Annotated in this window: 19 protein-coding genes; 8 read left to right on the forward strand and 11 right to left on the reverse strand. The window is 40.8% G+C overall.

Annotation, left to right across the window (positions count from 1 at the left end; translation table 11 throughout):
• Nucleotides 1–114 precede the first annotated feature (114 nt).
• Both malE (C9J48_RS12995) and C9J48_RS13000 read left to right on the forward strand, forming a co-directional pair.
• A complete protein-coding gene (gene malE / locus C9J48_RS12995) occupies nucleotides 115–1,299 on the forward strand; it encodes a maltose/maltodextrin ABC transporter substrate-binding protein MalE (protein ID WP_006230411.1) in 1,185 nt (394 codons plus the stop codon).
• A gap of 138 nt (nucleotides 1,300–1,437) precedes the next feature.
• Nucleotides 1,438–4,233, forward strand: coding sequence for an amylo-alpha-1,6-glucosidase (locus C9J48_RS13000; protein ID WP_006230410.1), 2,796 nt, complete (start codon nucleotides 1,438–1,440; stop codon nucleotides 4,231–4,233).
• Between the two features lie 120 nt (nucleotides 4,234–4,353).
• Here C9J48_RS13000 and C9J48_RS13005 read toward each other — a convergent pair whose 3' ends face one another.
• From C9J48_RS13005 to malK, 3 genes are all read right to left on the reverse strand, one after another.
• Complete coding sequence (locus tag C9J48_RS13005; protein WP_006230409.1) at nucleotides 4,354–4,533, reverse strand: hypothetical protein; 180 nt, start codon at nucleotides 4,531–4,533, stop codon at nucleotides 4,354–4,356.
• A 106-nt stretch (nucleotides 4,534–4,639) separates the two neighbouring features.
• Nucleotides 4,640–5,500, reverse strand: coding sequence for an alpha/beta hydrolase (locus C9J48_RS13010; RefSeq protein WP_006230408.1), 861 nt, complete (start codon nucleotides 5,498–5,500; stop codon nucleotides 4,640–4,642).
• 95 nt (nucleotides 5,501–5,595) lie between these two features.
• Nucleotides 5,596–6,705, reverse strand: a complete 1,110-nt coding sequence (gene malK / locus C9J48_RS13015; RefSeq protein WP_006230407.1) for a maltose/maltodextrin ABC transporter ATP-binding protein MalK — start codon at nucleotides 6,703–6,705, stop codon at nucleotides 5,596–5,598.
• A 624-nt stretch (nucleotides 6,706–7,329) separates the two neighbouring features.
• On the opposite strand from malK, the gene malE (C9J48_RS13020) reads away from it, so the two are divergent.
• The 3 genes from malE (C9J48_RS13020) (at nucleotide 7,330) to malG (ending at nucleotide 11,053) form a co-directional block, all read left to right on the forward strand.
• Complete coding sequence (malE, locus tag C9J48_RS13020) at nucleotides 7,330–8,511, forward strand: maltose/maltodextrin ABC transporter substrate-binding protein MalE (protein WP_006230405.1); 1,182 nt, start codon at nucleotides 7,330–7,332, stop codon at nucleotides 8,509–8,511.
• Between the two features lie 65 nt (nucleotides 8,512–8,576).
• Nucleotides 8,577–10,151 carry a maltose ABC transporter permease MalF gene (gene malF / locus C9J48_RS13025; RefSeq protein ID WP_006230404.1) on the forward strand — a complete coding sequence of 525 codons (1,575 nt, stop codon included), beginning with the start codon at nucleotides 8,577–8,579 and terminating at the stop codon, nucleotides 10,149–10,151.
• Between the two features lie 11 nt (nucleotides 10,152–10,162).
• Nucleotides 10,163–11,053 carry a maltose ABC transporter permease MalG gene (gene malG / locus C9J48_RS13030; RefSeq protein ID WP_006230403.1) on the forward strand — a complete coding sequence of 297 codons (891 nt, stop codon included), beginning with the start codon at nucleotides 10,163–10,165 and terminating at the stop codon, nucleotides 11,051–11,053.
• Nucleotides 11,054–11,767: 714 nt separating this feature from the next.
• Here malG and C9J48_RS13035 read toward each other — a convergent pair.
• From C9J48_RS13035 to C9J48_RS13045, 3 genes are all read right to left on the reverse strand, one after another.
• The gene (locus tag C9J48_RS13035; RefSeq protein WP_006230402.1) at nucleotides 11,768–13,009 is read right to left on the reverse strand and encodes a GGDEF domain-containing protein; all 1,242 of its coding nucleotides are present in this window, start codon (nucleotides 13,007–13,009) and stop codon (nucleotides 11,768–11,770) included.
• Between the two features lie 449 nt (nucleotides 13,010–13,458).
• A complete protein-coding gene (locus C9J48_RS13040; RefSeq protein ID WP_006230401.1) occupies nucleotides 13,459–14,001 on the reverse strand; it encodes a DUF1415 domain-containing protein in 543 nt (180 codons plus the stop codon).
• A 146-nt stretch (nucleotides 14,002–14,147) separates the two neighbouring features.
• A complete protein-coding gene (locus tag C9J48_RS13045) occupies nucleotides 14,148–16,154 on the reverse strand; it encodes an exoribonuclease II (RefSeq protein ID WP_006230400.1) in 2,007 nt (668 codons plus the stop codon).
• 617 nt (nucleotides 16,155–16,771) lie between these two features.
• Between C9J48_RS13045 and C9J48_RS13050 the strand changes: the two genes are divergently transcribed.
• The gene (locus tag C9J48_RS13050) at nucleotides 16,772–18,652 is read left to right on the forward strand and encodes a DEAD/DEAH box helicase (RefSeq protein ID WP_006230399.1); all 1,881 of its coding nucleotides are present in this window, start codon (nucleotides 16,772–16,774) and stop codon (nucleotides 18,650–18,652) included.
• Nucleotides 18,653–19,164: 512 nt separating this feature from the next.
• On the opposite strand, the gene C9J48_RS13055 is transcribed toward C9J48_RS13050, so the two are convergent.
• Together C9J48_RS13055 and C9J48_RS13060 are read right to left on the reverse strand one after the other, a co-directional pair.
• Complete coding sequence (locus tag C9J48_RS13055) at nucleotides 19,165–19,947, reverse strand: nucleotidyltransferase family protein (RefSeq protein WP_006230398.1); 783 nt, start codon at nucleotides 19,945–19,947, stop codon at nucleotides 19,165–19,167.
• A 252-nt stretch (nucleotides 19,948–20,199) separates the two neighbouring features.
• Entirely contained in the window at nucleotides 20,200–20,982 is a 783-nt protein-coding gene (locus tag C9J48_RS13060) for a nucleotidyltransferase family protein (protein WP_006230397.1), read from the reverse strand.
• A 313-nt stretch (nucleotides 20,983–21,295) separates the two neighbouring features.
• Here C9J48_RS13060 and C9J48_RS13065 point away from each other — a divergent pair, with 313 nt between their 5' ends.
• Nucleotides 21,296–21,625, forward strand: a complete 330-nt coding sequence (locus tag C9J48_RS13065; RefSeq protein WP_006230396.1) for a hypothetical protein — start codon at nucleotides 21,296–21,298, stop codon at nucleotides 21,623–21,625.
• A gap of 98 nt (nucleotides 21,626–21,723) precedes the next feature.
• Here C9J48_RS13065 and C9J48_RS13070 read toward each other — a convergent pair whose 3' ends face one another.
• From C9J48_RS13070 to C9J48_RS13080, 3 genes are all read right to left on the reverse strand, one after another.
• Nucleotides 21,724–22,080, reverse strand: coding sequence for a HopJ type III effector protein (locus C9J48_RS13070; RefSeq protein WP_006230395.1), 357 nt, complete (start codon nucleotides 22,078–22,080; stop codon nucleotides 21,724–21,726).
• A 129-nt stretch (nucleotides 22,081–22,209) separates the two neighbouring features.
• A complete protein-coding gene (locus C9J48_RS13075) occupies nucleotides 22,210–22,602 on the reverse strand; it encodes a DUF2750 domain-containing protein (protein WP_006230394.1) in 393 nt (130 codons plus the stop codon).
• 226 nt (nucleotides 22,603–22,828) lie between these two features.
• Nucleotides 22,829–23,830 (reverse strand): transporter, encoded by a 1,002-nt coding sequence (locus C9J48_RS13080; RefSeq protein WP_006230393.1) that lies wholly within the window; start codon nucleotides 23,828–23,830, stop codon nucleotides 22,829–22,831.
• 375 nt (nucleotides 23,831–24,205) lie between these two features.
• Between C9J48_RS13080 and C9J48_RS13085 the strand changes: the two genes are divergently transcribed.
• Complete coding sequence (locus C9J48_RS13085; protein ID WP_006230392.1) at nucleotides 24,206–24,916, forward strand: hypothetical protein; 711 nt, start codon at nucleotides 24,206–24,208, stop codon at nucleotides 24,914–24,916.
• Nucleotides 24,917–24,940 lie beyond the last annotated feature (24 nt).

Genomic DNA, 24,940 nt, shown 5'->3' on the forward strand with positions numbered 1-24,940 from the left:
TCAGTTTCACAGAGTTGAACAAAACTAGCGGGGGCGTAGGGAGGGGGATGATGCTCATTATACTGAGGGGGGGCAGAATGCATTCATCAATAAGAATAACAACGGAAATCAATTATGAAACGTGTTCTTAAAACTCTGACTCTTTGTTCTATAACAACTGCACTGGCTTTTCCTATGGCCGCTTCGGCGATGCAGGAAGGCGAAATTCTTATTTGGATTAATGGCGATAAAGGTTATGACGGTCTCGCTGAAGTTGGCCGTCTGTTTGAAGAAGATACTGGTGTTAAAGTAAACGTTCAGTACCCTGATTCGCTAGAATCAAAATTCCAGCAGGTTGCTGCGACGGGTGGTGGTCCGGATATTATTTTCTGGGCGCATGACCGTTTTGGTGGTTACGCAAAATCAGGTCTACTCGCAGAAGTTAAACCATCTGCAGAATTCAAGGGCAAGTTAGTTGATTTCAGTTGGGATGCTGTGACTTATGACGGTAAGTTAGTGGGTTACCCTGTTGCTGTTGAATCGCCATCGCTTATTTATAACAAAGATCTATTGGCTGAGGCTCCTGCAACTTGGGAAGAGTTGATTGCCATCGAAAAAGAAATGAATGCGAAAGGCAAGAAAGCCATCATGTGGGATGTGAAGAATGCTTATTTCACATGGCCAATGATTTCGGCAAATGGCGGTTACGCTTTCAAGAAAACTGAAAATGGTTTTGATGGCAAACAAATAGGTGTTAACAGCGAAGCAGGTATTGCTGGTTTAAGCTTCTTGGTTGATTTAGCGAAGAAAGGTGTCGTCTCTCCTGATATGGATTACGCCGTTGCAGAATCTGAATTTAACAAAGGCAACGTGGCGATGACCATCAATGGTCCATGGTCGTGGGGTAACCTTGAAAAATCTAAAATCAACTACGGTGTCGCTGTTCTGCCAACGTTGAATGGCGGTAAATCAAACCCATTCGTTGGTGTATTAAGTGCAGGTATTAATGCTGCGAGCCCGAACCAAGATTTGTCAGTTGAATTCCTTGAGAATTATCTACTGACTAATGAAGGCCTTAAGACTGTCAATGACGACAAACCATTAGGTGCCGTTACGTTGAAGTCATACCAACACATTTTGTCTAAAGACAGCCGAATTGCAGCAACGATGACCAATGCTGAAAATGGTGAAATTATGCCTAATATTCCGGAAATGACGGCATATTGGTTTGCTGAAGGTGCCGCGATTGAAAACGCATTGCTAGGCCGTCAAACCGTGAAAGAAGCGCTTGATACAGCGGCTTCTCAAATCAAAAAATAAGTCGATTCTTAGCCTGTAGCAGGCTGTAATCATCAATTCAATGCGCAGGCCTAGTCTGCGCATTTTGCTTTCTGAATGACCTATTTCGACAATGAATATAAAGCAGATAGCGGCATCTATTACTGATAAGGAATACAAGTGAACAGGTTAGCACAAGCACCATATAACGAGCAGCTGTACGTTAAAGGTACATTTAATGGCTGGGGTGATGACACTCCGATGTCTTACCTTGGTGAAGGCTGTTATCAGGCTGTAATTTGCCTTTCGGCGGATCAGCATAGTTTCAAAATTACCGATCAGCAGGGTAGTGAGTTGCTGACTTTTTCTGCTGATAAATACAAAGCAGTAGCGTGCGCTGTCGATCAGGTTCAGTCTTTAATGACAGCGAAGGGGATTGGCAATGATCTGACGTTTCTAGCACCTAGCACTGGATTGTATACGGTTACTTTGACAGTGATAGATACGCAGCCGTCACTACTGATTTCATTCGGTGGTGAGAATAACGATGCCGAACCTGATCGTGAACTTATTCAAGCTGAGTTTGTTATCCAATCAAAAACTGGCACGCTACTCGCTAAAATAAAGCCAGTTCTAAAACCAAAAGATCTATTTGAGCAATTGGCTATTCAGGCGAGTGAAAGTACGCCGTTTGTGTTTGGCGACAATGTCGATGGTTATTATGAAGGTGCAACCCATGGTTTTGTTGCCGCCGGTAAATACCGCCATAAGCAGGGTTGGTATCTAGGGACGTTTGCATCGTTTGTTGATGGTGCTATTAATAATAAAAATGATGCTCAGAGCGCAGAGATTCTACCTTACGGTGTGACACATTATTATCCAAACCAAGCGTTAGATACGATGATGCTATTTTCGCAGCAACGCGCATCAGCATTAACCGTTTCTTCGGAAAATGCAGCAACCTTGGCTATTGCTCCCCAGCTTAACCTTGCGATTAATGCTTCGTCGGTAAAAGTTTTCGATAACGGAATGGTGTATGCACTTGATTCATCTTTGCGTCAGGAAAATACACCATCTTTTATCGCTATTTGTGCGAATAAGTCTTTCCGATTTAGGGAAGAAACGTTCACCGAGGTGCCTGCGCTGAAAGAGGTGATGCACCTAAGTGGCAGTCATGTTAAACCTGTGATTGAAACCAGCCAAAAAGAAACCAGCTTCACCGTTTATCTGGCCTTTGCTGAGACAGAAGAGCAGGCCATTAAGCAGGCTAATGCGCTGCTGGAGCAAGATGGCTATACACTGCATCAGCAGCAAACCTATGACATGTTGACACAGTCTTACCTATGGACCTCAGATCTTGAATACAACCGAGCATTAATGTGGGCAAAGGCATCGGGTAAAGTTTTTGTCTCTAATGAATTTGGTAAAGGGATTTGGGCGGGCTTACCTTGGTTCAAAGATTGTTGGGGACGTGACTCTTTCATAGCTTTGCCGGGCATTACATTGGTTAATGGTGACTTCGATGATGCTAAGACCATCATTGATAACTTCGCCTCTATGCAGCTAACCGATGATCAAAGCTTAAATTATGGTCGGATCCCGAACCGTGTTACCAGCTTGACCAACATTATCTATAACACGACGGATGGTACACCGTGGATGGTGCGGGAAGTATGGGATTACTTGCGTTATAGCGGTGATCTTGATTATGCGAAAACGATCTACCCGATCGTGCAGACATACATTGATGGGATTGAGAAGAATTATCTGGATCAATACGGCTTGATGACTCACCGTGATCCTGATACTTGGATGGACGCCAAGTTAGAAGGCAAAGTACCTTGGTCGGCAAGGGGTAACCGCGCCAATGATATTCAGGCGTTGTGGTATACCAGCCTGAAGGTAGCGATTGAATTGGCTCGGCTGAATCAGGATCAGGCGTCTGCTTTGCGCTATCGTGCAATGGCAGATAAGGTGCAATTCAGTTTCCAAAAGATGTTCTGGGATGAGCAGACTGAAATGCTGGCCGATCGCTTGAAGGAAGATGACAGCCGTGATTTGCAGGTACGCCCAAATCAGCTAATGACCTTAACGGTACCTTTTGATGGTGGCTTGGTTGATAAGTTGATTGGTGCGAAGGTAGTGAAAAATGCAGTGAGTGAATTATTGTACCCATGGGGAATCACGTCACTATCGCAGTATGATCCTGATTTCCACCCGTTTCATGCCAATCGAGATGAATACCATAAAGATGCGGCTTACCATAACGGAACGATTTGGGGCTGGAATGCTGGCTTTACTGTCTCAAGTTTGGTGAAGTATGGTTATGCTGATTTTGCTTATGAGCTAACAAAAAACCTATCCCAACAGATTTTATCTATTGGTCATCGCGGGGCAATGAGCGAAAACCTAGATGCTTTCCTGAGCACAGAAGGAGGATTGACGACGACGGGAACCTATGCACAAGCATGGTCTGTGTCAGAATTTACTCGTAACGGCTATCAGGATTATATGGGCTTTTCGCCGAACCTCTTGGCCGATAAGGTAACATTGGCTCCTTGTCTACCTTCATCGTGGCTGTCTGCACAGGCGGTATTGTGTTTTGGTAACAATAATGCTTTGAATGTTAGTTTTGAACGAGCAGTAAACGGCGCAGAAAACTATCAACTGAGTTACCGACATGTATCTGGAGAGCAGCTTGAATTAGTATTGTTTGCGGATGATAAAGCCAAATATCAACTCAATCTTGAACTTGGAAAGCAGGTTGTGACGGTCAGCTTTGATCCAATAAAAGCTGTTGCAGAGGTGAACGGTAAACGTGTGGGTCTTATTTGTGTGCAACCGAGTTATCAGGCACAAATTGGTGAGTTGCAATTTGCGCAACCGGATTTGGAACTTGATTTCAGAGTGCTAAAAAATCAACATGTTTTACAGCGACAGGTTGAATCGAAAGGTTTTGCTAAGGCAACAGATTAAGTGAATTAACGCGGTGCTTTTATAAAGACAGAATTGTATAAAGAAAGAAATGCTGCCCAATGGGCAGCGTTTCTGTATTAATGACCATAGCTGCTTACTGCTACTAGGTTGTTATCGGTATTATTCATCGATAAAGATTTTCTCTTCTATCGAGTAGGGTTCATTTTCATCATAAAGGTTGTCTTTACCTCTAAGCTGCTTCATTTGGGTTTCAAGCGCTTTTGCTTCCTGATAGTTACCTTCTTGATAAGCCATATAGATTAGCTGTTCGATATCTTCGATTCTGTCGTGGCTGCTCATGTCATGATCCTCTATCAAAGAGACTGCTGATTATCTCTATCTGTTTAGTTACACCATTGATGGTGTCGCTAATCCCTTACCAGTATAAGTTTAGGTGTGTGGCCGTTTAACGGCAATAAAGTTGTTCAACCATGACCGGGAAGCGTCTTGCCCATGCACTTTCACTGTGAACCGCATCTTCTTCAATAAGCAGTTTGCAGCTTATTTTCTTATCTTTTTCTTGCAGCTGGTGGTGGAAGCGTTTTGCACTATTAAGGTAAAGATTTGGAAAGTAGCTCAATGTGTGGTCGCTGGTTTCGTTTGTCCCTATATCCATATAGATATTGATAGGTGCTGTAATTGGGGTCTCTTGAATACAGTTGCTCATGTCCGCTTCAGCAAACCAAAATGCGGGTGAAAATACTCCGATGCAGCCGAATACGGTTTGGTATCGCAATGCGATGTATAAACTGATCAGCCCGCCCATTGAACTACCTGCTATCGTATTGTATTCGCGTTGATGAAGAGTACGATAATGCTGGTCGATATAGGGTTTTAGGGTTTCGACGATAAAAGCACTATAAGCTTCACCTTCGCCACCTAGAGTCTGTCTGGTATCGCCCCAGCAATGGAGCTCTGCGATAGGATTAAATGGCCAAGGAGAGTACTCATCCGAACGCCCCAAGCCATTTTTCAGTGGGCTATTATCAATAGCAACGAGAATAATGCCATCAGTTTTCCCTTGCTGTTGCATGTGATCGAGGTGTTCGCCAGCTTGCCAACTCATACCTGCAATACAGAGACTTGGTTCAAAGACATTTTGCCCATCATGCATATAGATAACCGGATAGCGCTTTGTACTACTGTAATAGTCCGCTGGAAGATAAACTCGAATACAGCGCTGACGTTTTAGCTGGGGCATATCAAAGGTTGGTAATAGAACCATTCTATCTGGATCATAGGTTTTAACTCGAGCGTCAAAGATCATGTAAAGCTCCGTCTTAGTACTGTAAAATTCAGATACAAAAAAAGCGCTGTCGTATGAATGAGCAGCGCTTTTTGTTATAGAGCAAAATAGAAGGGCTATATGCCGGTTTCTTGGTATAGACGACGGCAGGCACGACCATCGCTATGGAATAAATGACAACGGTGTGCAGGTATGCCCACTTTAAAGCTATCACCAGCTTCTACTTGTAGTGTATCCGGACGACGATAGATGAAATCTGCATCCACGTGATCTAGGTGGATATAGGCTTGAGTTTCGTAGCCTAGTTTCTCGACAACCTGTATTGTACCCTCGATGCTTGCATCACCTTCTTCAGCTGATAAAAGGTGTTCTGGGCGAATACCCAGTGACATACGATCGCCTTTCGTGACTGTTGTGCCGTCAACAGGGATCCAGAATGCTTTTCCATCAGCCGTTTGTACCATTACGCGCTCATCTTCAACTTGCTCGATAAACACACTCATGAAGTTCATCTTTGGTGAGCCGATGAAGCCAGCAACAAAGCGATTCTGTGGGTAATGGTATAACTCTAGTGGTTTACCGACCTGAGAAACATAACCACCATCAAGAACCACGATTTTTTCAGCCATGGTCATTGCTTCTATTTGATCATGCGTTACGTAGATCATGGTACAGCCGAGTTGTTTGTGCAGTTTGGCAATTTCGATGCGCATTTGAACACGAAGCGCGGCATCTAGATTCGATAGTGGTTCATCAAGCAGGAATACATCGGGCTGAGACACAATGGTACGACCGATTGCAACACGTTGGCGTTGACCACCAGAAAGCGATTTAGGCTGACGGTCCAGCAAGTGACCAAGCTGAAGAATATCAGCTGCGTTATTAACGCGTTTTTTGATCTCGCTCTTATCTGCTTTGGCTAATTTCATACCGAAAGACATATTGTCGAAGAGATTTAAGTGCGGATAAAGAGCATATGATTGGAATACCATACCAACCCCGCGATCAGAAGGCGGAACGTCATTCATGCGTTCTTTGCCGAAGTATAAATCGCCCGACGTGATATCTTCCAAACCAGCGATGCAACGAAGAAGAGTTGATTTACCACAGCCTGATGGACCAACAAATACTACAAATTCCCCTTCAGCGATCTCGAGATCAACATTTTTGGAAATCAGGTTATCTCCATATGCTTTACATACATTTCGTAAAGTGACACTCGTCATCGAGCCTTTTCCTCTAAGTTGTGTTGCCTGCAAGACCTTATTAATAAGACATAGTATTCATGCCGAGTCTTGCGGGTAAAGAATTTTTTGGTGTAGTGAAGAAAAAAATGGGTAGCGTAAGTATCATCCAGGCAGTGGAAGAATGGCTACCCTGACCAAATTCCTACTACTTACTTCCCCAAGAAGTAATAGGATGCTGTCGTTTTCAATAAAGTGTTATTAAAAATTAAAATCTGCATAAAGCAGAACAGTTAGAGCTTCTTCATCTACCCCATAGGGTATGTTTGTCATCTTACGCAACTATCATTATGAAACATCATCCTTGAAAAGAATTTAAAAGGGGGATAAAGGGGGGAGGAGTGTTTGGATCACACTTTGATATACCGGTTACTGATGTGCCCTTTTAATCCAAGTACTATGTGCGTTGCATCACAATCACGCCTCGTTTTTAGAACTGCGTCACAAATTGAAATGACGGAGATCACGCTTTTAAATCTTAGGTATGGGGGCGTAGGGCTCAGGATGATGCCGAGGGGCCATTACTGGTAGATGATACAGACTGCAAATTGTGCTGCAGAGGATTTTCTGGAGTACAACATATAACAATCATGAAGGATGTTAGCAATGAAGAAAGTCCTCAGTACAGTTGCATTTTGTACCCTTGCAGCTTTAGGTTCAGTCTCTGCACATGCAGCGATTGAAGAAGGCCAATTGACCATTTGGATTAATGGTGACAAAGGTTACAACGGCTTGGCAGAAGTAGGTAAACAGTTTGAAGAAGACACAGGCGTAAAAGTGACTGTTGCTTTTCCTGATGGTCTATCTGAGAAATTTCCTCAGGTAGCGGCTGCTGGTGATGGTCCAGATATCGTATTCTGGGCGCACGATCGCTTTGGGGGCTACGCCAAATCTGGTTTGTTAGCTGAAGTTAAGCCATCTAAAGAACTAAAAGATAAAATCATCGATTTTACTTGGGATGCTGTGCAGTACGAAGGTAAGTACATCGGCTACCCAGTTGCAGTTGAAGCACTTTCTTTAATTTATAACAAAGATCTTGTTCCAAACCCACCTAAGAACTGGGAAGACGTTGAAGCACTAGACAAGAAGCTTCAGAAAGATGGCAAGAAAGCTATCATGTGGAACCTAAAAGAACCGTACTTCACATGGCCACTACTGTCTGCTGATGGTGGCTACGCGTTCAAGTTTACTGCTGAAGGCTACGATGTGAAAGATGTGGGTGTTAACAATGCTGGCGCTAAGCGTGGCATGACATTCATCAAGGATCTTATTGACAAAAAAGTTATCTCTGCCGATATGGACTACAGCATCTCAGATGCTGAGTTCAACAAAGGTAACGTAGCAATGACTATTAACGGCCCATGGGCATGGGGTAACGCAGATAAGTCGGGCATCAACTACGGTGTTGCTCTGCTTCCTAAGCTAAATGGTAGTCCATCTAAGCCATTCGTCGGTATCCTGACTGCGGGTATTAGCTCTGCGTCACCAAACCAAGACTTAGCTGTTGAGTTCATCGAAAACTACCTACTGACTGATGAAGGTTTAGGTAAAGTTAACGATGATAAGCCACTAGGTGCTGTTGCGCTGAAATCATTCCAGAAGACGCTAAATAAAGATACCCGTATTGCTGCCACTATGGATAACGCAATGAACGGTGAAATCATGCCTAACGTTCCACAAATGGCTGCATTCTGGTATGCCCAAGGCAATGCAATCAAGAATATTGTTGATGGTCGTCAAGACATTAATGGTGCGCTAGATGAAGCCGCTGGTCACATGCTTAAGTAATTCTTTTTGCGGGGAGGGGTAACTTTCCCCATTTTATTGTCATTTTTTGCTAGCAAGGAGCTGAGATGCAGTCGGTTCAAGGTGCAGGGCTTTTGGATTCAAAACAAGAACGCCCTAAATTAAATTATCGTAAGTGGCTTAAATGGTCGCTACTAGGCATGATCGGTGTTGTTAATGGTTATGCTACCGTATTGATGTATGCTCAAGGTGAAATACCTTTTGCTCTTCTTACCGTTGTTCTAACCGCACTTGCTCTTTATATTTTTGGAAGCAACAAAACATACGCCCATCGCTACATCTTCCCTGGTGTTGCAGGGATGCTTGTTTTTATTATTTTCCCATTGGTTTACACCATAGGGCTGGCGTTTACCAACTACAGTGCATCAAACCAGTTAACATTGGAAAGAACACAATCAGTTTTGGAGCAACGTAGTTTCCAGTCGGGTGAAAGTTACGGTTTTGATCTCTACAAAGTAGAAAATGGTCATCAGCTGATTATTAAAGCAGAAGGTGAGTTATTGGCTTCTGATGTCTTCGAACTCGCCAATACAACCTCTGAAGCGATGACTCTTCGTCAAGTTGATAGTGTCCAGGGTGAAAAAGAGAAGATCAAATCAATCGTTAAAAACCGCGCTAACTTAACAAAAGTTGAGCTAGTGATGCCTGATGGCCATGAAATTCGCATGAGTGGCTTACGTAAGTTTGCTGCCGATACAGATCTGTTTACACTTCAGGAAGATGGTCTGAGCATGCTGAATAATCAAACTCAGCAAATGTATCAGCCAAATATGGAAATTGGCTTTTATCAGCCTATTGACGCAGACGGTAAATTTGTAGATAAGCCTATCTCTCCTGGATTTGTTGTAACGGTGGGTGGGGCCAATTTCGAGCGAGTGATGACGGATGATGGTATCAAAGAACCTTTTATTGATATCTTTATCTGGACTGTGGTTTTTGCTTTTTTAGCGGTCGCATTAACACTGGCTTTAGGTATGGTACTAGCGTGTCTCGTTCAGTGGGAGCCATTACAAGGTAGCAGTATTTATCGCGTACTTCTTATTCTCCCTTATGCGGTACCAGCGTTCATTTCTATCTTGATATTCAAGGGATTATTTAACCAGAGCTTTGGTGAGATAAACTTATTTCTTGAAGCCATATTTGGGATTAAACCATCTTGGTTCTCTGATCCAATTATGGCTCGATTGATGGTTGTGTTAGTGAACACTTGGCTTGGCTTCCCGTATATGATGATTTTATGTATGGGTCTGTTGAAGTCGATTCCTGATGACCTATATGAAGCATCTGCTATTGATGGTGCGGGTCCTATTCAGAACTTTTTCACAATCACACTTCCGATGATGATTAAGCCTTTGACACCACTGCTTATTGCTAGCTTTGCATTCAACTTCAATAACTTTGTAATGATTCAGCTATTGACTGCTGGTGGCCCTAATATGGTGGGTACTTCAGAGCCTGCTGGTTACACTGACTTGCTAGTAAGCTATACCTACCGTATTGCCTTTGAAGGTGGCGGTGGTCAAGACTTTGGTCTTGCTGGCGCAATCGCAACAATTATTTTCTTACTGGTGGGTGGTATGGCACTACTTAATCTTCGATTTACTAAGCTTTCACAAGACTAAGGAGAGACGTTATGGCTATGGTTCCATCGAGGTCATTGAAATATAGAGTTTGGGCTACACATATAGGCTTGTGTCTTTTCTTATCAATGATTATCTTTCCGTTGTTAATGATAATTGCAATTTCATTTCGTGAAGGTAACTTTGCAGGTGGCGAGATAATCCCAACTAACCCAACATTGGATCACTGGCGCTTAGCTCTCGGATTTGCAGTGACTAATAATGATGGCAGTATAACGCCACCACCATTCCCTGTTTTACTATGGTTATGGAATACGATAAAAGTTGCAGGTATTACATCAGTTATCATTGTTGCATTATCAACAACCAGTGCTTATGCATTTGCTCGTATGCGTTTTAAAGGTAAGAACACAATCCTTAAAGGGATGATGATTTTCCAAATGTTCCCTGCAGTACTTGCATTGGTTGCTCTATATGCATTGTTTGACCGTTTAGGCCAGTATATTCCATTCATGGGACTGAATACGCATGGTGGTTTGATCTTTGCTTACTTAGGAGGGATCGCACTTCACGTATGGACTATTAAAGGTTACTTTGAAACGATTGATGTTTCACTGGAAGAAGCAGCAGCACTTGATGGTGCTACGCCGTGGCAAGCATTCCGCTATGTTCTGCTCCCATTATCAGTGCCAATTCTAGCGGTTGTTTTCATCCTGTCGTTCATCGGCTTGGTTGGAGAAGTACCTGTGGCGTCTTTGCTATTAACTGATGTGAATAATTACACGTTAGCAGTAGGTATGCAGCAATACTTATACCCTCAGAATTATCTATGGGGTGACTTCGCTGCAGCAGCAGTACTATCAGCAATACCTATTACTATTGTGTTTTTACTTGCTCAAAGATTCCTAGTTGGTGGTTTAACTGCGGGTGGTGTGAAAGGTTAATAATAACCAGTAAAAAATAGAAAGCTTGCCTAAATGGCAGGCTTTTTTTGCTTATATTTGGCGCTGAAAATGGTCCAGAAACACACGTGATTGAATGATCTTTAAACGGTATCGTACTAGGTATTAAAGGAAATGAAATATTCATCTTAAGGATGAACGTTAGGGTTTTAAAGCGACGCTATGACTGCTAATATCATACTTGTAGGGAATTATCTCTTGAGTGAAGACTTAATGGTCAAATTTGTTTTTCTTCAGTCAGATATAACAAGAAGCCTACATTAAAAGAGCTTCTTGGTTAAAGGATAACAATAACAATAAGGCTCATTCCTTTTCACTTAGGAATGAGTCACTCCTAAGTGTAGAGCTTAACTAATGGTTTGGTCGCCGATCTGTTAAGAATTCTATGCTTAACTTAATATTGGCGTTGCTGCATAGCTGGACTTAGCTTTTGTTAGATAAGTTTTATTAGTAACCAGAACCCGGTGCTTTCACCGGGTTTTTTGTATCTGGTATTCTGAATGGTCAGATAATTAGTGGAATTGGTATTAGTTTTAATTGCAGTTAAATCCACGTAACACCGCTCTAGCCCGTTTAGTTTACCACTCGAACACTAACCCTTACATATACAATCATTGTCTATCAGGATGCTTTTTGGGAGTGATCCTGGCTATTTGATATTTCTATGAGTATCCTTGGTGAGATGCTTAGGTGGGGTTAATGGGAAAGACGATTACGGCCAGATTCTTTGGCTCTATATAATGCGTCATCAGCCGCTTTTAATACCATGTCTGGATTAGAGGTTGGTTTGCTATCTGCAATCCCAATACTTACTGTCACATGAATATAGCTATGTATAACGTTATTTTTTCGCGTCATACAGCCTTGTTTATCATTGTCTGGACGTTCAGCATAATTTCGAAGTACTAAATTATATTCTGCAATAGCGATACGTAATTTTTCTAAATGTTCTTCACATTGTTCACTTTTCTTACCTTTAAATAAAATGGTAAATTCTTCGCCACCATATCGGAACATTTGTGCACCTCCTCCTACCTTTGTTATTAGCTGAGCCACTAACGTTAAAACGTTGTCACCCGTTTTATGACCATATAAATCATTGAATTTTTTGAAATGATCTATATCTAGCATGGCTAAAGTATAGGTTTTTCCGAGATTCCTTAATTCTGTTTCTAGTGCTCGTCGTCCTGGGATATTGGTGAGTTGATCGATAAAGGCTTGTTCGTGGCTACAAATAATGAGGTTAAACATGTGCAGTAGGGCAGCTAACGTAAAGGCTGAACAAGAGACTAAGCCATATTGAAAAAAGATGAAGGTTAAGCTGGAGAATAGTACCCCTATAAATACTGCTTGGTCTGAACCATAATTACGAAATAAAATCATAAACGTGCTAGTACCAGCGATTACTATTCCCCAGAAAATGAATAAAAGAGGAAGAGGAGAGAAGTGTAATTGTGTTAGCAACCCTGAATTCCATATCGATGAAAGGTCCGATTTTTCAATATATTGAATGAGGATAGTTGACCAAATGATTTGTATTGCAATAAATAAACAAAAGTAGCCTCCAAATAAAGACCATAGCCGTTTATCTGGCAGTTTATGCACGAGTAATAAATTGAGCGGTAAAAGAGTCGCCAGTAAATAATAAATGAGTTTTGTCGTATTATTGGTCAGTGGGGCTTGTAAGTGGTTTTGTACAATGTAATACGCAATTATCATCAATAATGCGACAAGGCTCGTACGTCCTTGATTAAATGGTTGGCTAAGAATAATGATAAGAGCAAAAAGGATATAAGGCAGTATTATCAGTAAATTCTGATAAACAAGCAACGTTTCACGACCTTCTTTTAATGAGATAAGCATTAAGAAAGAGAGTAATGATGGTATTCCAAAGCGAAACCCAGGGTTTCTGAAAATGGAAAATGATAGTAGCTGCACTTAAAAGCAATCCCTTTGTCGTTAAGTCTATACCCAAGTTACCTCAAGGTGCACGTTTCAGCGAGAATTTGTTGGGCTCTAGGCAAGGCACTTATTTATAGGTCTAGTCGTTCTACGTTGAAAATAAGTAACACGGCATAGAGCCCAACAAAACTCGCCCTTCGGGAGTGATTCAGCGTATCTACTTCTGCGTCAAATGTACTTGAAAGGGAATGCCATTCCTACACACATTTTCCTTGAATTAAACACGCTGATATTACTCTGAATCCTGCACCTTAAGGTGGCTTGGGTATGTATGAAGTTCAAGTCACATACATATACAATAGACGACATTTAGATGTTCGTTCAGTTGTCTTAATGTATTGTATTATCTTCTATAGATAGTTGAGGCTTTTATTGGCAATACAGAAGGAGCCTTAAGACTCCTAACTGATGACGGTGCAGGGTATTTACTTAATAAGGTAAGGAAATAGCTTTCTTTTCTGTGCGTCTGTTAGATTCTCTACACATTCAACATTGCGCTCAGGAATACCTTCAGGATCAGGGTAGTGTTTTAACACTTTTTCCATGCTTTCTTCTCTAATCAGGTGAAAGATAGGGTAGGGTGAACGATTCGTGAGGTTTTCTGCATCTTCTGGCTCGGCACCATAAAAACAGTAGTCAGGGTGGAAGCTAGCAATTTGATAAATGCCACTTTTGTTCATTTGAATGACAAGCCCTTCAACCAAATCAAGAAACTGATTATAGTCATCGAACTCTTTAAATAAGTTGGGTGCAACCACCAATGTTGTTTCTAATTCTTCTACTGGTGCTTGATCCAACGTTTGCAATTCTTGATAGATAGTTTCCAATAAAATATCTTCTGAAGCGTCTTCGCAAACGTGTATTTTTATTTGTTTATTACGATTAGGTTTTGCGGCAAAAGGACATAAATTCAGGCCAATAACGACATCTTCTAACCATTGCTGAACATCTTTTTCTACTTGTGACATAGCTGACTCGGTATTTATTGTAATTATGAAATGAATTGTATCAATCGAGAGATATAATTTTTGTTTTATTTGCCCAATTCATCTGTATTGAAAATAAAAAGGCCAGCTTCTTATGGCTGACCTTTCATTTTAAAAAGAGAAAATGATTATGCTTTCTCTTCTTCTTTTTCTGTTGCATCTGAATCAACTTCAGGTGCTGGAAACTGTTGTACAGGTTTAGCAACAAGTTGACGTGTTGCTGTTCGAATTTCCGCTAGCTTCACTTCAAAAGTATCACCTAGTTGATATTCTTGTACTGTATCAATAGAAACTGTACCTAAATCGCCGTTACAAATAATACGTTGCTTATTATCAACAATTAACGAGCCCGGAATAAATGCCGAAGCACCAATCTCAAGTAAACGAATTCGAATACCTGCACGATTAATATCGAAGATTTCAGCAGTAAAGATAGCTTCGTCCTTCACTGCATTTTTTAGCAAGCGAATGTAAAGCCAATCAGCAACGCCACGCTCTGCCATACGATGTGTACGACGGTGTAATGCAATCTCTTCACCGACAGTATCGTCAGGCTTCTGAGAGGGCTCGTTACCTGTGATGACGGCTTTAAGTAGGCGGTGGTTAATCATATCGCCATACTTACGAATAGGAGATGTCCATGTCGCGTAAGCATCTAATCCCATAGCGTAATGCGGAGCTGGTTGATTACCAACCTCACTGTAAGCTTGGAATTTACGTAGGCGGTTATCTAAATACGTTGAATCAAGCGTATTTAACCAACGGCGAAGCGCACTGAAACCTTCAAGGGTCTTCAGCTCTTCTTTTTCAAACGGTGCTTCAACTTTTTGCAAGAATTCCATAGCGGTATCAAGCTTTTCAGGATTGAAACCATTATGAATATTGAAAACACCCGTACCGAATTTATCTCGTAATACTCGACCCGCACAAATGTTCGCTGTAATCATTGCTTCTTCGATCATGCGATTTGAGGTACGGCGAGGATCTGTGTGAATGGCAACAACATCGTTGTCTTCACTAAGTTCGAAACGGTAATCTGGACGATCAGGAAATACTACTGCGTTGTTTGAACGCCACTTGCTACGTACGTTAGCAAATTGGTGAAGCGCATCGATTTGTTCTGCAATAACGTTGTTAGCCATTAATTTTTCTGACTGACCTTTTTCAATCAGATCAGATACATTGTCATACGCTAAACGAGCCTGAGATTTAATCCATGCTGCAAAGAACGTGATGTCGTCTTGAATAACACCTTCGCTATCAACTGTTACTCGGCAACAAATAACAGGGCGTTTCTCGTTTTCAATCAATGAACATAGTTCATCGCTTAACTCACGAGGAAGCATTGGGATATTACGACCAGGTAGATAAACGGTGAATCCGCGCTTACGTGCTTCATCATCCATTTTATCGCCAACAGAGATGTAAGATGTAGGATCGGCAATCGCAATCGTGATTTCGAAGTTACCATCATCTTTCTTAACCGTATGAATCGCATCATCCATATCTTTGGTTGATTCACCATCGATAGTAATAAACGGAATATCGGTTAAATCTTGGCGCTCTAAACCTTCGTCTAGCATATTCCAGCTATCTTGCGGTGCAGGCTCTGCGTTAGGCAGTTCATAGCGGGCAAGTGTTACCCACCATGGTGCAATTTTATCGTTACTGTCAGTGATTTTTTCATTAATCACACAGGTAAACGGTTTGTTTGCATTGGTTAGCGGGTGGCTATTTAGGTTTGCTACAACCCAGTCGCCTTCTCTCAGCTCTTCTGGGTTTAACCCTTTAATAGCGCGTGCTTTTATTGCGTCTTTTAGCTGTGGGTGATCAGGCACAACGTTTAATCGGTTGTGGATCATCTTCACGCGACCAATAAAGCGTGTCAGGTTCTGTTCTATCAGCTCCTGAGGTTCGGCTACTTCACGCTCTTTTTCTGTACGAATCACAGCAATCACGCGGTCACCGTGCATTACGTTTTTCATATAATTAGGCGGAATAAAAAAGCTTTCTTTATTATCAGTTTCTAGAAAGCCAAAGCCACGGTCAGTCGCTTTTACGTTACCTTCTTTTTTAGGAAGGGTTTCTTGAATTTGTTTTTTAAGCTGGGCTAGCAGCGGATTATCTTGAAACATTATGCTCGGTCTCAGAATATTAACCCAGACACTATACGTATTTGGGGCGCTAAAACCAAGATTGTGGAATGTATATTTTGCGAAGATTTGTGTCATTGTCGCTAAACGGTAGCTTTTTATCTATATATAAGATCAAGAGTAGATAATAAATATAGGGTCAGAGTCGATTATAAATGGCACGCAAAATGGAATGATTTCAGCAATACTGTGCAATAACGCTATCCTTATACAATATGGTGATTGTTCTCTTCTATATACGGTATTTTTCGAGTCGCTGTATTTTCTCTGGCAATAAAGTGAGAAATAAAATGCCATTCCCATATTTATAGTGTGTGTTCTTATAAGAGAACGAGATGAAGATGTGCATTTATTCAATCGGATAGTGCCAATAAGAAGTCATTCACATAGTTGTGACGCCCAAGACACATACTTTTTGTTTAAATAGTAAGTGTTTGAAAGTTATTTTGTGACAGCCTTCAATTTTTTCTGGCATTTTATCGAGTAATGGCGCAGAATACGCGCCTCATATCGTCGAGGCCCATGCTTGTGGTTGCTATTGCAGAACTTTTTAAAGCATAAGGGGCCCCGTTTACGTTAGATTATTTATTGGGATCCCAATGCTAGAATCTGTTACAGAATTTCGCCAATTAGATTTGGCTGACACACTTTTATCTGCTCTTGACTCAATGGGCTTCGTTTCGCCAACTCCTATTCAGGCGGCGTCAATTCCTCTACTTCTTACTGGTGTTGATGCACTTGGTAAGGCACAGACTGGTACTGGTAAAACGGCTGCGTTTTCACTACCTGTTCTAAATAAAGTAGACCTTTCTCAGCATAAGCCTCAGGCTATCGTAATGGCTCCTACACGTGAGCTTGCGATTCAGGTTGCTGCAGAAATCAAAGTCCTTGGTCAGAACATTAAAGGTCTTAAAGTTTTAGAGATTTACGGTGGTGCTTCTATCGTTGATCAAATGCGTGCACTTAAAAATGGTGCTCACATTGTTGTTGGTACTCCAGGTCGTGTTAAAGACCTTATTTCACGTGATCGTCTGCACCTTGATGAAGTTAGTACGTTTGTACTAGATGAAGCTGACGAAATGTTGAAAATGGGTTTTGTTGATGACGTTACTTGGATCATGGAACAAGCTCCAGCATCGGCACAACGCGTATTGTTCTCGGCTACTATGCCTCCAATCGTTAAGCAAATTGTTGACCGTTTCCTACGTAGCCCAGAGCGCATTGACGTAGCTGGCGAAAACCGTACTGTATCTCAAGTTTCACAGCAGTTCTGGATCGTTAAAGGCGTAGAAAAAGACGAAGCAATGATTCGTATGCTTGAGACTGAAGAGAACATCGATGCATCAATCGTATTCGTTCGTACTCGTCAAGATACTGAGCGTCTAGCTGATTGGTTATCTTCACGTGGTTGTAAAGCTGCAGCTCTACACGGTGATATTCCTCAGTCTTTACGTGAGCGTACTGTTGACCATATTAAACGTGGTGTTATCGACGTTCTTGTTGCAACTGATGTTGTTGCTCGTGGTCTTGATGTTCAGCGTATCACACACGTATTTAACTACGACATTCCGTTCGATGTAGAATCTTACATCCACCGTATCGGTCGTACTGGTCGTGCTGGCCGTTCTGGTAAAGCGATCCTATTGGTTCGTACAAACCAAATTCGTATGCTACGCACTATCGAGCGTGTTACTAAATCTCGTATGGAAGAAATTCAACTTCCTAACCGTGATGCAGTTGCCGCTGCTCGCTTGACTCGTTTAGGTCAAGAACTAGAATCACAGAAAGAACAAGCAACGCTTGAAGCTTTTGTTGAACTAGTGGGTAAATTACAAGAAACAATCAATGTTGATGCACCAACGCTTGCTGCGATGCTTCTTCAACGTCAACAAGGTAACCGTCCTTTATTCTATAAAGGTCCGGATCCAATGATTGCAGCGATTGAGCGTGAACAGCAGCGTCGTGAGCGTCGTGGTAACGATGATCGTGGTTCTCGCAACGAACGTGGCGGTGAGCGTCGTTCAAACAACAGCGCTGATTGGGATACTTACCAGTTACAAGTTGGCCGTGAGCAAGGCATTCAGGTTAAAGATATCGTTGGCGCAATTGCAAACGAGCTTGGCCTAAGCAAAGAGTTCATTGGTGCTATTAAACTAGCTCCTTCACATACTTTTGTTCAGCTTCCTAAGAAGATGTCTGCAGAAGTTTCAGCACAACTTAAGAAGCTACGCATTCGTCAAAACGATGTAAAAGCTGTTGTTGTTGAAGGTGAAGTTCTTCGCGAACACCGTCCACGTAACAGTGGTAACCGTGATGGCGGCCGTGGTGGATACCGTGGTAACCGTGACAGCAACGGTGGCAATGGTGGCGAGCGTCGTTTCGATCGCAACCGTGGTAGCGACAACCGTGGTGGAAACCGTGGTAGCGCAAACAGCGACCGTCCACGTCGTTCAAGCGGCGAGCGTAGTAACAACGCTTAATCTGCTATAAGTCACGTACTAAAATACGTTGATAAATAAAAAAGCCGCTATATATTAGCGGTTTTTTTGTGTCTGATTTTTGTAATCTATTTGAATGTCAGTATGAATAATACCTAATCCATTAATTATCTGATCCATTCTGCGAGAGTTAAAATGCTTTTAAGCAAGGAGATAAATTGAGAATTTAGTGGCTCTAAAGTGAAATTTATTAACGTAGTATAAAAGTATTTTAAACTTGCCTAAAGGGAATCACTCTTCTACGTAATCGTTATCCTTGAACTCGACTCCTAGTCGTGTTCTGATAATTAATGGAATTGGTATAAGTAAGTGGCCATAGATTTGCGTAGACAGAATTGATAAGAGCAAGGCATAGACTGAAGTAACAAGTGGTTCTACGCTGAAAATACTTTGAAATCAACGCTTTGAGGTAGCTTGGCTATAGATGAGTTAGATGAAAAGCATTCTAGATATGGAAGCTACACGATCTGTCTAGCTTCCATTGTATGAGGGGATTACACAGCCATAGTTTCAGGCTGTAAATACATCTGCCATGCAGTTTGGTATAGATTTAATGACTTAGCTCTAAGTTTAGTTATCTGTGCTAATTCAAACTCAGAGATATTACGTTCTTCCGTCATACTTGTGCGTTCGATACGCTGAATTTCTTCGTAAATTTTGTGTTCTGCACCATTTTTTACCATAGATATGGCTTCTAAGTGAAGCTGAACTTCTGCAATCACTTGGCTTTTGGGTAAGCGTACTAATAATTTGAAATCACGGTAGCCAGAAGCTGCCGGGCTTTTAAAACGATTTTTGACCGCAACAACAGAAACTTCTTTATTCAGCAGTTCTAATGACTGCATCAAGCTCGGAATATCACTTGCTACTAATGAGCATCGTGCTAAATCGGTAATACGATGAGTTTCACCTTGTAACTCTGTCTTGATTTTTTCTTTAGCGCGTTTTTCTGATTTAACTGCTGGCACTAAAGCTTGAGTATTTGAATGCAATGCTATCTCACGAGCCAGAAGGTCTAATTCTTGCTGGGCATGTGTTGCAGCATGGTATAGTTGATCAAAATTACTGTAAGGCTGGGTAATATTCTGCTCTGTCCAACTATTGACGCTATAAAGACCACTAAGGCTACGTTGAAAAGACTTTTTACCTTCTTGTGTCTGGTAAGGTGAAACTTCATAGTCAGAATCTGAATACTGAGGCAGTGGTGCAGCGATCGAAGTACGACCAAAGACACAAAGGAGAACGAAGAAAGTACGAAGTACAGATTTCATGTGCATAAAACAACTCCTGCGAAACCCCTAATAGGGCTTTCCATCAAAAACATACATATAAACGGTGACGTAAAAAGTGTGTATGTGATCTGCTGACTTGTTTAAATAATCTTCCTTATATGTTTTGAATGAACACCTATAATAGCGAGTAGACCTGAACATAAGATGAATTTAAGTGTGCGTTGAAAAATGTGATGTTCATTTGTGATGAAAATCACATTTATTCGGCCTCGAAGGTACGTATATAGGCGGTAGAAATTAACTTACTGCCAATTTAGGCTGTAAATACTCTTGCCATACAGAGCGATAGAGATGCAGTGACTGATTACGTAAATGTCTTACTTTTGCTGATTCTATATCATTCAACAAACGATTATTGGCTTTAGCAGTACGTTCAATCTTTTGAATTTGTTCATATAATTGGTGCTCTTTACCATTTTTAATATCAGAAATACCCTCTAAATGAAGCTGTATCTCTGCAATATGCTGGCTGTTTGGAAGACAGACCAACATTTTCAAATCTCGATAGCCTGATTTTGCGGGTTGCTTGAAACGGTTTTTTACTTCTACAATCGTGACTTCTTTACTCAGAAGCTCAAAGGCTTGTACTAAACTACTTATGTCATCGGCAACTAAAGACCCTCGGGCGAGGTCTGTTAATTTATGTACACTTCCATTTAATTCCGTCGCTATTTTATATTCAGCTCTGTCTCGTGATTTAATGCCCGGAGATGAAGCACTTGTACCAGTAATCATCGAAGTTTGTTGAATAAGTTGCTCTAATTCATTTTGAGCAATCTGGGCTTGTAGATAAAGAGAGTCGAAATCATTCTGAGGTTGTGTAATGTGTGGCTGCCTCCAGGTTGGAATTGCATAGAGACCACTTAACGATCCTTGGAAAGATTTCTTGGACTCCTGTGATGATGAGAGAAGTTCGGATTCAGAATCGGTGTAATTGGGCAAACTGGCTGCAGCGATAGGGCTACGACCTAATACAAATAAAAGAACAAAGCAGGTGCGAAGTATAGATTTGGTACCCATTAAAGCTCCTATATGCACATAATTTAGAAATTAAAACTGCCAAAGTGTGCTGGTTCGGATGAACAACATATCCGTGTACATAAGATATCTGTCTTCATTATCTTGTTTCAATGGGTGAGTAGATAAAATGAGAGGTGGTCGTATTAAGGTTGTGATGTGCTTCCCATTGTGTTCATTTTGAATGACTCATATCAGCTAAAACTCCTATTAAGGTGTAGCTGAATATGTAGAAATCAGTAATGTGCTAACTTCGCTGTTGCTATTACTTAGTGGTAAACTAGCTCTGTTTCTTATTTTAATAAATGGATGAATTGTGCAGCAGGATCTAGCGATTGTATTTGTAGTTATTTGGTTGGGATTAACCGCTGGCAGTATAATGCTGTTTCAACGTGGCTCAGATGTAAAGCGTAAGCGTAAGCTATGGCCAATTTATACTATTTTCACTAACACTGTGATTGGTGGGTTCATTGTTTATATGCAACCGCCGATTGTTCTAATGCTAAGTTTGTTGGCTTTACTTATTCCGGTGACTTTCTTAACTATTCGTTCCACTAAATTTTGCGATGCATGCGGTCAAGTTACACGAACGCCATTTTTCTTAAAGCCAGCAACTAAATGCAGCCATTGTCAAAAGCCTCTGTAACATTAGATAACGACAACATTTGTTTATGAAGTGAATGTTGTTGGTTTCGAAAGTAAACTTGGTTTAGGTTTGTAGCTGAAACCAAGTTTACCGTCCAATTATGCACTTTTTGTAATTAGTGGATCTGCACTAAAATTGATACCCACCCAACCATACTTCATGAAATTGCGAATATTCATGTGATCGACGTTGTCGGGATTTTGTAATACATCAATACGATAATAGTTACCAAAACACGCTAGGGTTTCTGCTTCAGATAATTCATGCTTTTTAGCAAAAGAGAAGATACGACAAGAGCCTTCATTAGTGCCTATCGCATTAGTGAGTGTTTCATTGCCTAAACCATTTGTAAAAGCTGCAGGTGAAAAATCATAATGCTTATTAATGGTCTCAATGACTGTTTCAAATGCGATCGATTCAGGGTTAGTTTTTAATCTATGAATAAGCGCTTCCATGGCTTTATCGCTCCAAAATTTATTGTGCTTGGTTTTTAACCATAGCGATTAGTTTATTAAAGAGTAAAAAAGGGCTATAAAAGCCCTCAAACATATTTGTTATGATACTACTAAGTATTGCTTAGTGGCTTATCTACTTTTTTTTGCTTGTTGCTTTAGCTCAAAATCAAGCTCATCTGGGAATATGACTAAGCCATCTTCATTTTCATTAGGGAAAATAACAATAGCAAGACCATCGTCTTCTAAGCCATTTGTCCAGCGACTGTGCCATTTATTTACTGAGATGGCTTCCGCTTTACATGTTTCCCATTCGCCTGTTGCCCAAGCTTCTGCGAATTCTTTGTTTGGCCATACTGGAACACAATCTTCGTCATCTGTATTCAGCATAACGCAGCCATGTTCATCTATCAGAATCCAAATTTCACGATTAGTGACAACTTCTTTAACTAGGTATTTGAAACGTTTTTCTGCATCATAACCTTGTATCGTTTTGACCATCGTTGGCTCTAAAGGAGTAGACATGATTTTGTTCCTGTTGCATCTGAGTATAAGGCTAATATGATAAATCAAAATTGCACTTTAGTCTTATATTGCATCTTAAAACTTTAATACCCAAGTTACCTCAAGGTGCGCGCTGATGTCACTCTGAATCCTGCATTTTGAGGTAACTTGGGTATAGGATAAGTTTTATTTTCGATTATAAAAAATAAAACCGCCATTTAGGCGGTTTTATTGACTTAGTTATGAACTATTTTAAGGTGTAAGGAACCCGAACGGTTAGTTGGAAGTCGGGTGCATCTGCTGTTAATCCTGCAGATGCACCAACATTGATTGTGGTATCACGACTAACGGCATAGTTAGCACCTACAGAAAGGGAGTCTAGCTGTAAAACTTTTGCGTTAAAGTTTTCAACACCACTGACCTTAGATTTAAAGATTGTCTTGTGACTCAAGCCAAGGCTGAATGAGAACTTAGGGTTAACAGCAAAACCCATACCTGCACCAAAAGAAATGGTATCTCCTAGATCAATAGATGTTTTTGTTCCTGATAAATCCACATCATCTTCGATATTCCAGATATAGCTCGTGTTCATGTAAATAACCGCAGGATCGATTGGCATTATCATCGTTAAGCCTGGCTCTATGCTTGGAAAGCCTGAACCCGTAGGCAAATCATCAGGCGAACCTTCATAAGGTGAGTCGCCAGTTGTACTTTTGAAGCGTAAACTACCTATCCAATAAGGGGCGGTATTCATATTGAATTGATATTTAAACCCCGCCTCAATATCACCTAAACCATTTCCATCTAAATCAATTAATTTATCTTCTTCTTGTCCTATACCAGCCGAACGCTCAGAAATTGAATCGCTTCTATATACCCAAGGGATTCGCACCTCTACTTCTAATCGGTTTGTTATGCCGTAACGACCAGATAGACCAAATGTTATTGTTGTTCTATCAATATCACTCGCTTGTATTAACCCCACAATTAAAGAGGGCAGTACCGAGTAACCAACAACAGAGATCGTATTAGATGAATTTTGCGTATAAGACAGTGAGGAATCAATAACAAATGACCCCCTTGGTGTTAAGACACCTGGCTGCTCAAAAATGTCTGCAACAGTTTGAACGCGTTTAGGTTTTTCTTCTTCAGCGTTTTTACTAGGTTCTGTTTCCTCTGCTGCAATAACGGCTGTGTTAGAACATAAAGCAAGAAGCGCAATCAGGCTTTTATATTTGAATTCTTTCACGATTTCCTCACTTTGGTACAAAGGTAGTCCATAAAAAAATGTAAGTTGGTAGCAAAATAATACCAAGCAATATAAAGAGCGTAGTAGATGATAAGTTAAGCTGTTAATTATTTGTCTCAGAATAATGTCTTATATTTGAGATGAAAAAGAAACGGTCTTATAAATAATAAATGTAACATTTATGAGTTGTTGTTTTTTTGTTTGGAAATTTCAATATATAAAATATCGGAATTAAAATTGCTTTTTTATATTTAAAAAACTTTGAAGTTATTAAAAATAATACAAGGAGGTGGTTTTACAACACTACTATTAAGTTATCTCGCAGCACATTGCGGGTAACAATAAAAAAACAACAAACATATTTGGAGTAACACTATGCGTAAAACTAATCTCGCACTTCTTGTGGCAATTGTTGTTAGTTCACCAGCTGTCTTCGCTTACGGTGGTGGAGGATATAACCCACCAGCAGATCCAGTAAGCTCAGGAAATAATAATACTGACACGTATAAAGATAACGTCGGTAATAAGGATATTGTATATACTTCAGAAGATAGCCATGACTTAAAACTCGATGTAGATGATTCATTTAATCATGAGGCTAATTACGAGACTACAACAGACACTGAGACAAATTATACCAAAAATGTCAGCTACAGCTCTGATGATGACACATTAAGAATGAATAATGTCAATAATGATGAGAGTTACTATAACCAAGATAATAGCGATAACAGTAAAGTTTGGAATGAAAGCCTTAATGTAACTGAAGATATTAGCTGGGATGTTAATTTAGAAGAGAATCATTATGTATCGACTTCTTATTTAAGCGGTTATGTTACTGACAACGAAGTGACATATGGTGGTGCATGTTGTGACGATGGTGGTCATGGTGGCGGTTATGGTCATCGTGGTGGTTATAATGATGATGATGATGGCATGAGTGGTGACTTCTTTGTTGATCAGTCAAACTCTATGATGGACTCATTTAACGGTTCTTCCGGTATCAGCATGGCTGGTCAAAATGCGGGTAATAACTCAATGCTTCAGCAAAGTGCTAGCACAAATGCTGTTCTTGTTGGCTATTAAGATAATTACTGGGGATTGCTAAGT

Source organism: Photobacterium profundum (assembly GCF_003026285.1).
In the GTDB taxonomy this organism is placed as follows: domain Bacteria; phylum Pseudomonadota; class Gammaproteobacteria; order Enterobacterales; family Vibrionaceae; genus Photobacterium; species Photobacterium profundum.

Coding starts and splice junctions, on each gene's coding strand:
- malG (WP_006230403.1), top strand. CDS start 10,163: ATGGCTATGGTTCCATCGAGGTCATTGAAATATAGAGTTTGGGCTACA.
- malK (WP_006230407.1), bottom strand. CDS start 6,705: ATGACGAGTGTCACTTTACGAAATGTATGTAAAGCATATGGAGATAAC.
- C9J48_RS13005 (WP_006230409.1), bottom strand. CDS start 4,533: ATGAGCAGCCACGACAGAATCGAAGATATCGAACAGCTAATCTATATG.
- malE (WP_006230405.1), top strand. CDS start 7,330: ATGAAGAAAGTCCTCAGTACAGTTGCATTTTGTACCCTTGCAGCTTTA.
- C9J48_RS13070 (WP_006230395.1), bottom strand. CDS start 22,080: ATGGAAGCGCTTATTCATAGATTAAAAACTAACCCTGAATCGATCGCA.
- C9J48_RS13075 (WP_006230394.1), bottom strand. CDS start 22,602: ATGTCTACTCCTTTAGAGCCAACGATGGTCAAAACGATACAAGGTTAT.
- C9J48_RS13060 (WP_006230397.1), bottom strand. CDS start 20,982: ATGGGTACCAAATCTATACTTCGCACCTGCTTTGTTCTTTTATTTGTA.
- C9J48_RS13045 (WP_006230400.1), bottom strand. CDS start 16,154: ATGTTTCAAGATAATCCGCTGCTAGCCCAGCTTAAAAAACAAATTCAA.
- C9J48_RS13010 (WP_006230408.1), bottom strand. CDS start 5,500: ATGATCTTTGACGCTCGAGTTAAAACCTATGATCCAGATAGAATGGTT.
- malE (WP_006230411.1), top strand. CDS start 115: ATGAAACGTGTTCTTAAAACTCTGACTCTTTGTTCTATAACAACTGCA.
- C9J48_RS13050 (WP_006230399.1), top strand. CDS start 16,772: ATGCTAGAATCTGTTACAGAATTTCGCCAATTAGATTTGGCTGACACA.
- C9J48_RS13085 (WP_006230392.1), top strand. CDS start 24,206: ATGCGTAAAACTAATCTCGCACTTCTTGTGGCAATTGTTGTTAGTTCA.
- malF (WP_006230404.1), top strand. CDS start 8,577: ATGCAGTCGGTTCAAGGTGCAGGGCTTTTGGATTCAAAACAAGAACGC.
- C9J48_RS13040 (WP_006230401.1), bottom strand. CDS start 14,001: ATGTCACAAGTAGAAAAAGATGTTCAGCAATGGTTAGAAGATGTCGTT.
- C9J48_RS13055 (WP_006230398.1), bottom strand. CDS start 19,947: ATGCACATGAAATCTGTACTTCGTACTTTCTTCGTTCTCCTTTGTGTC.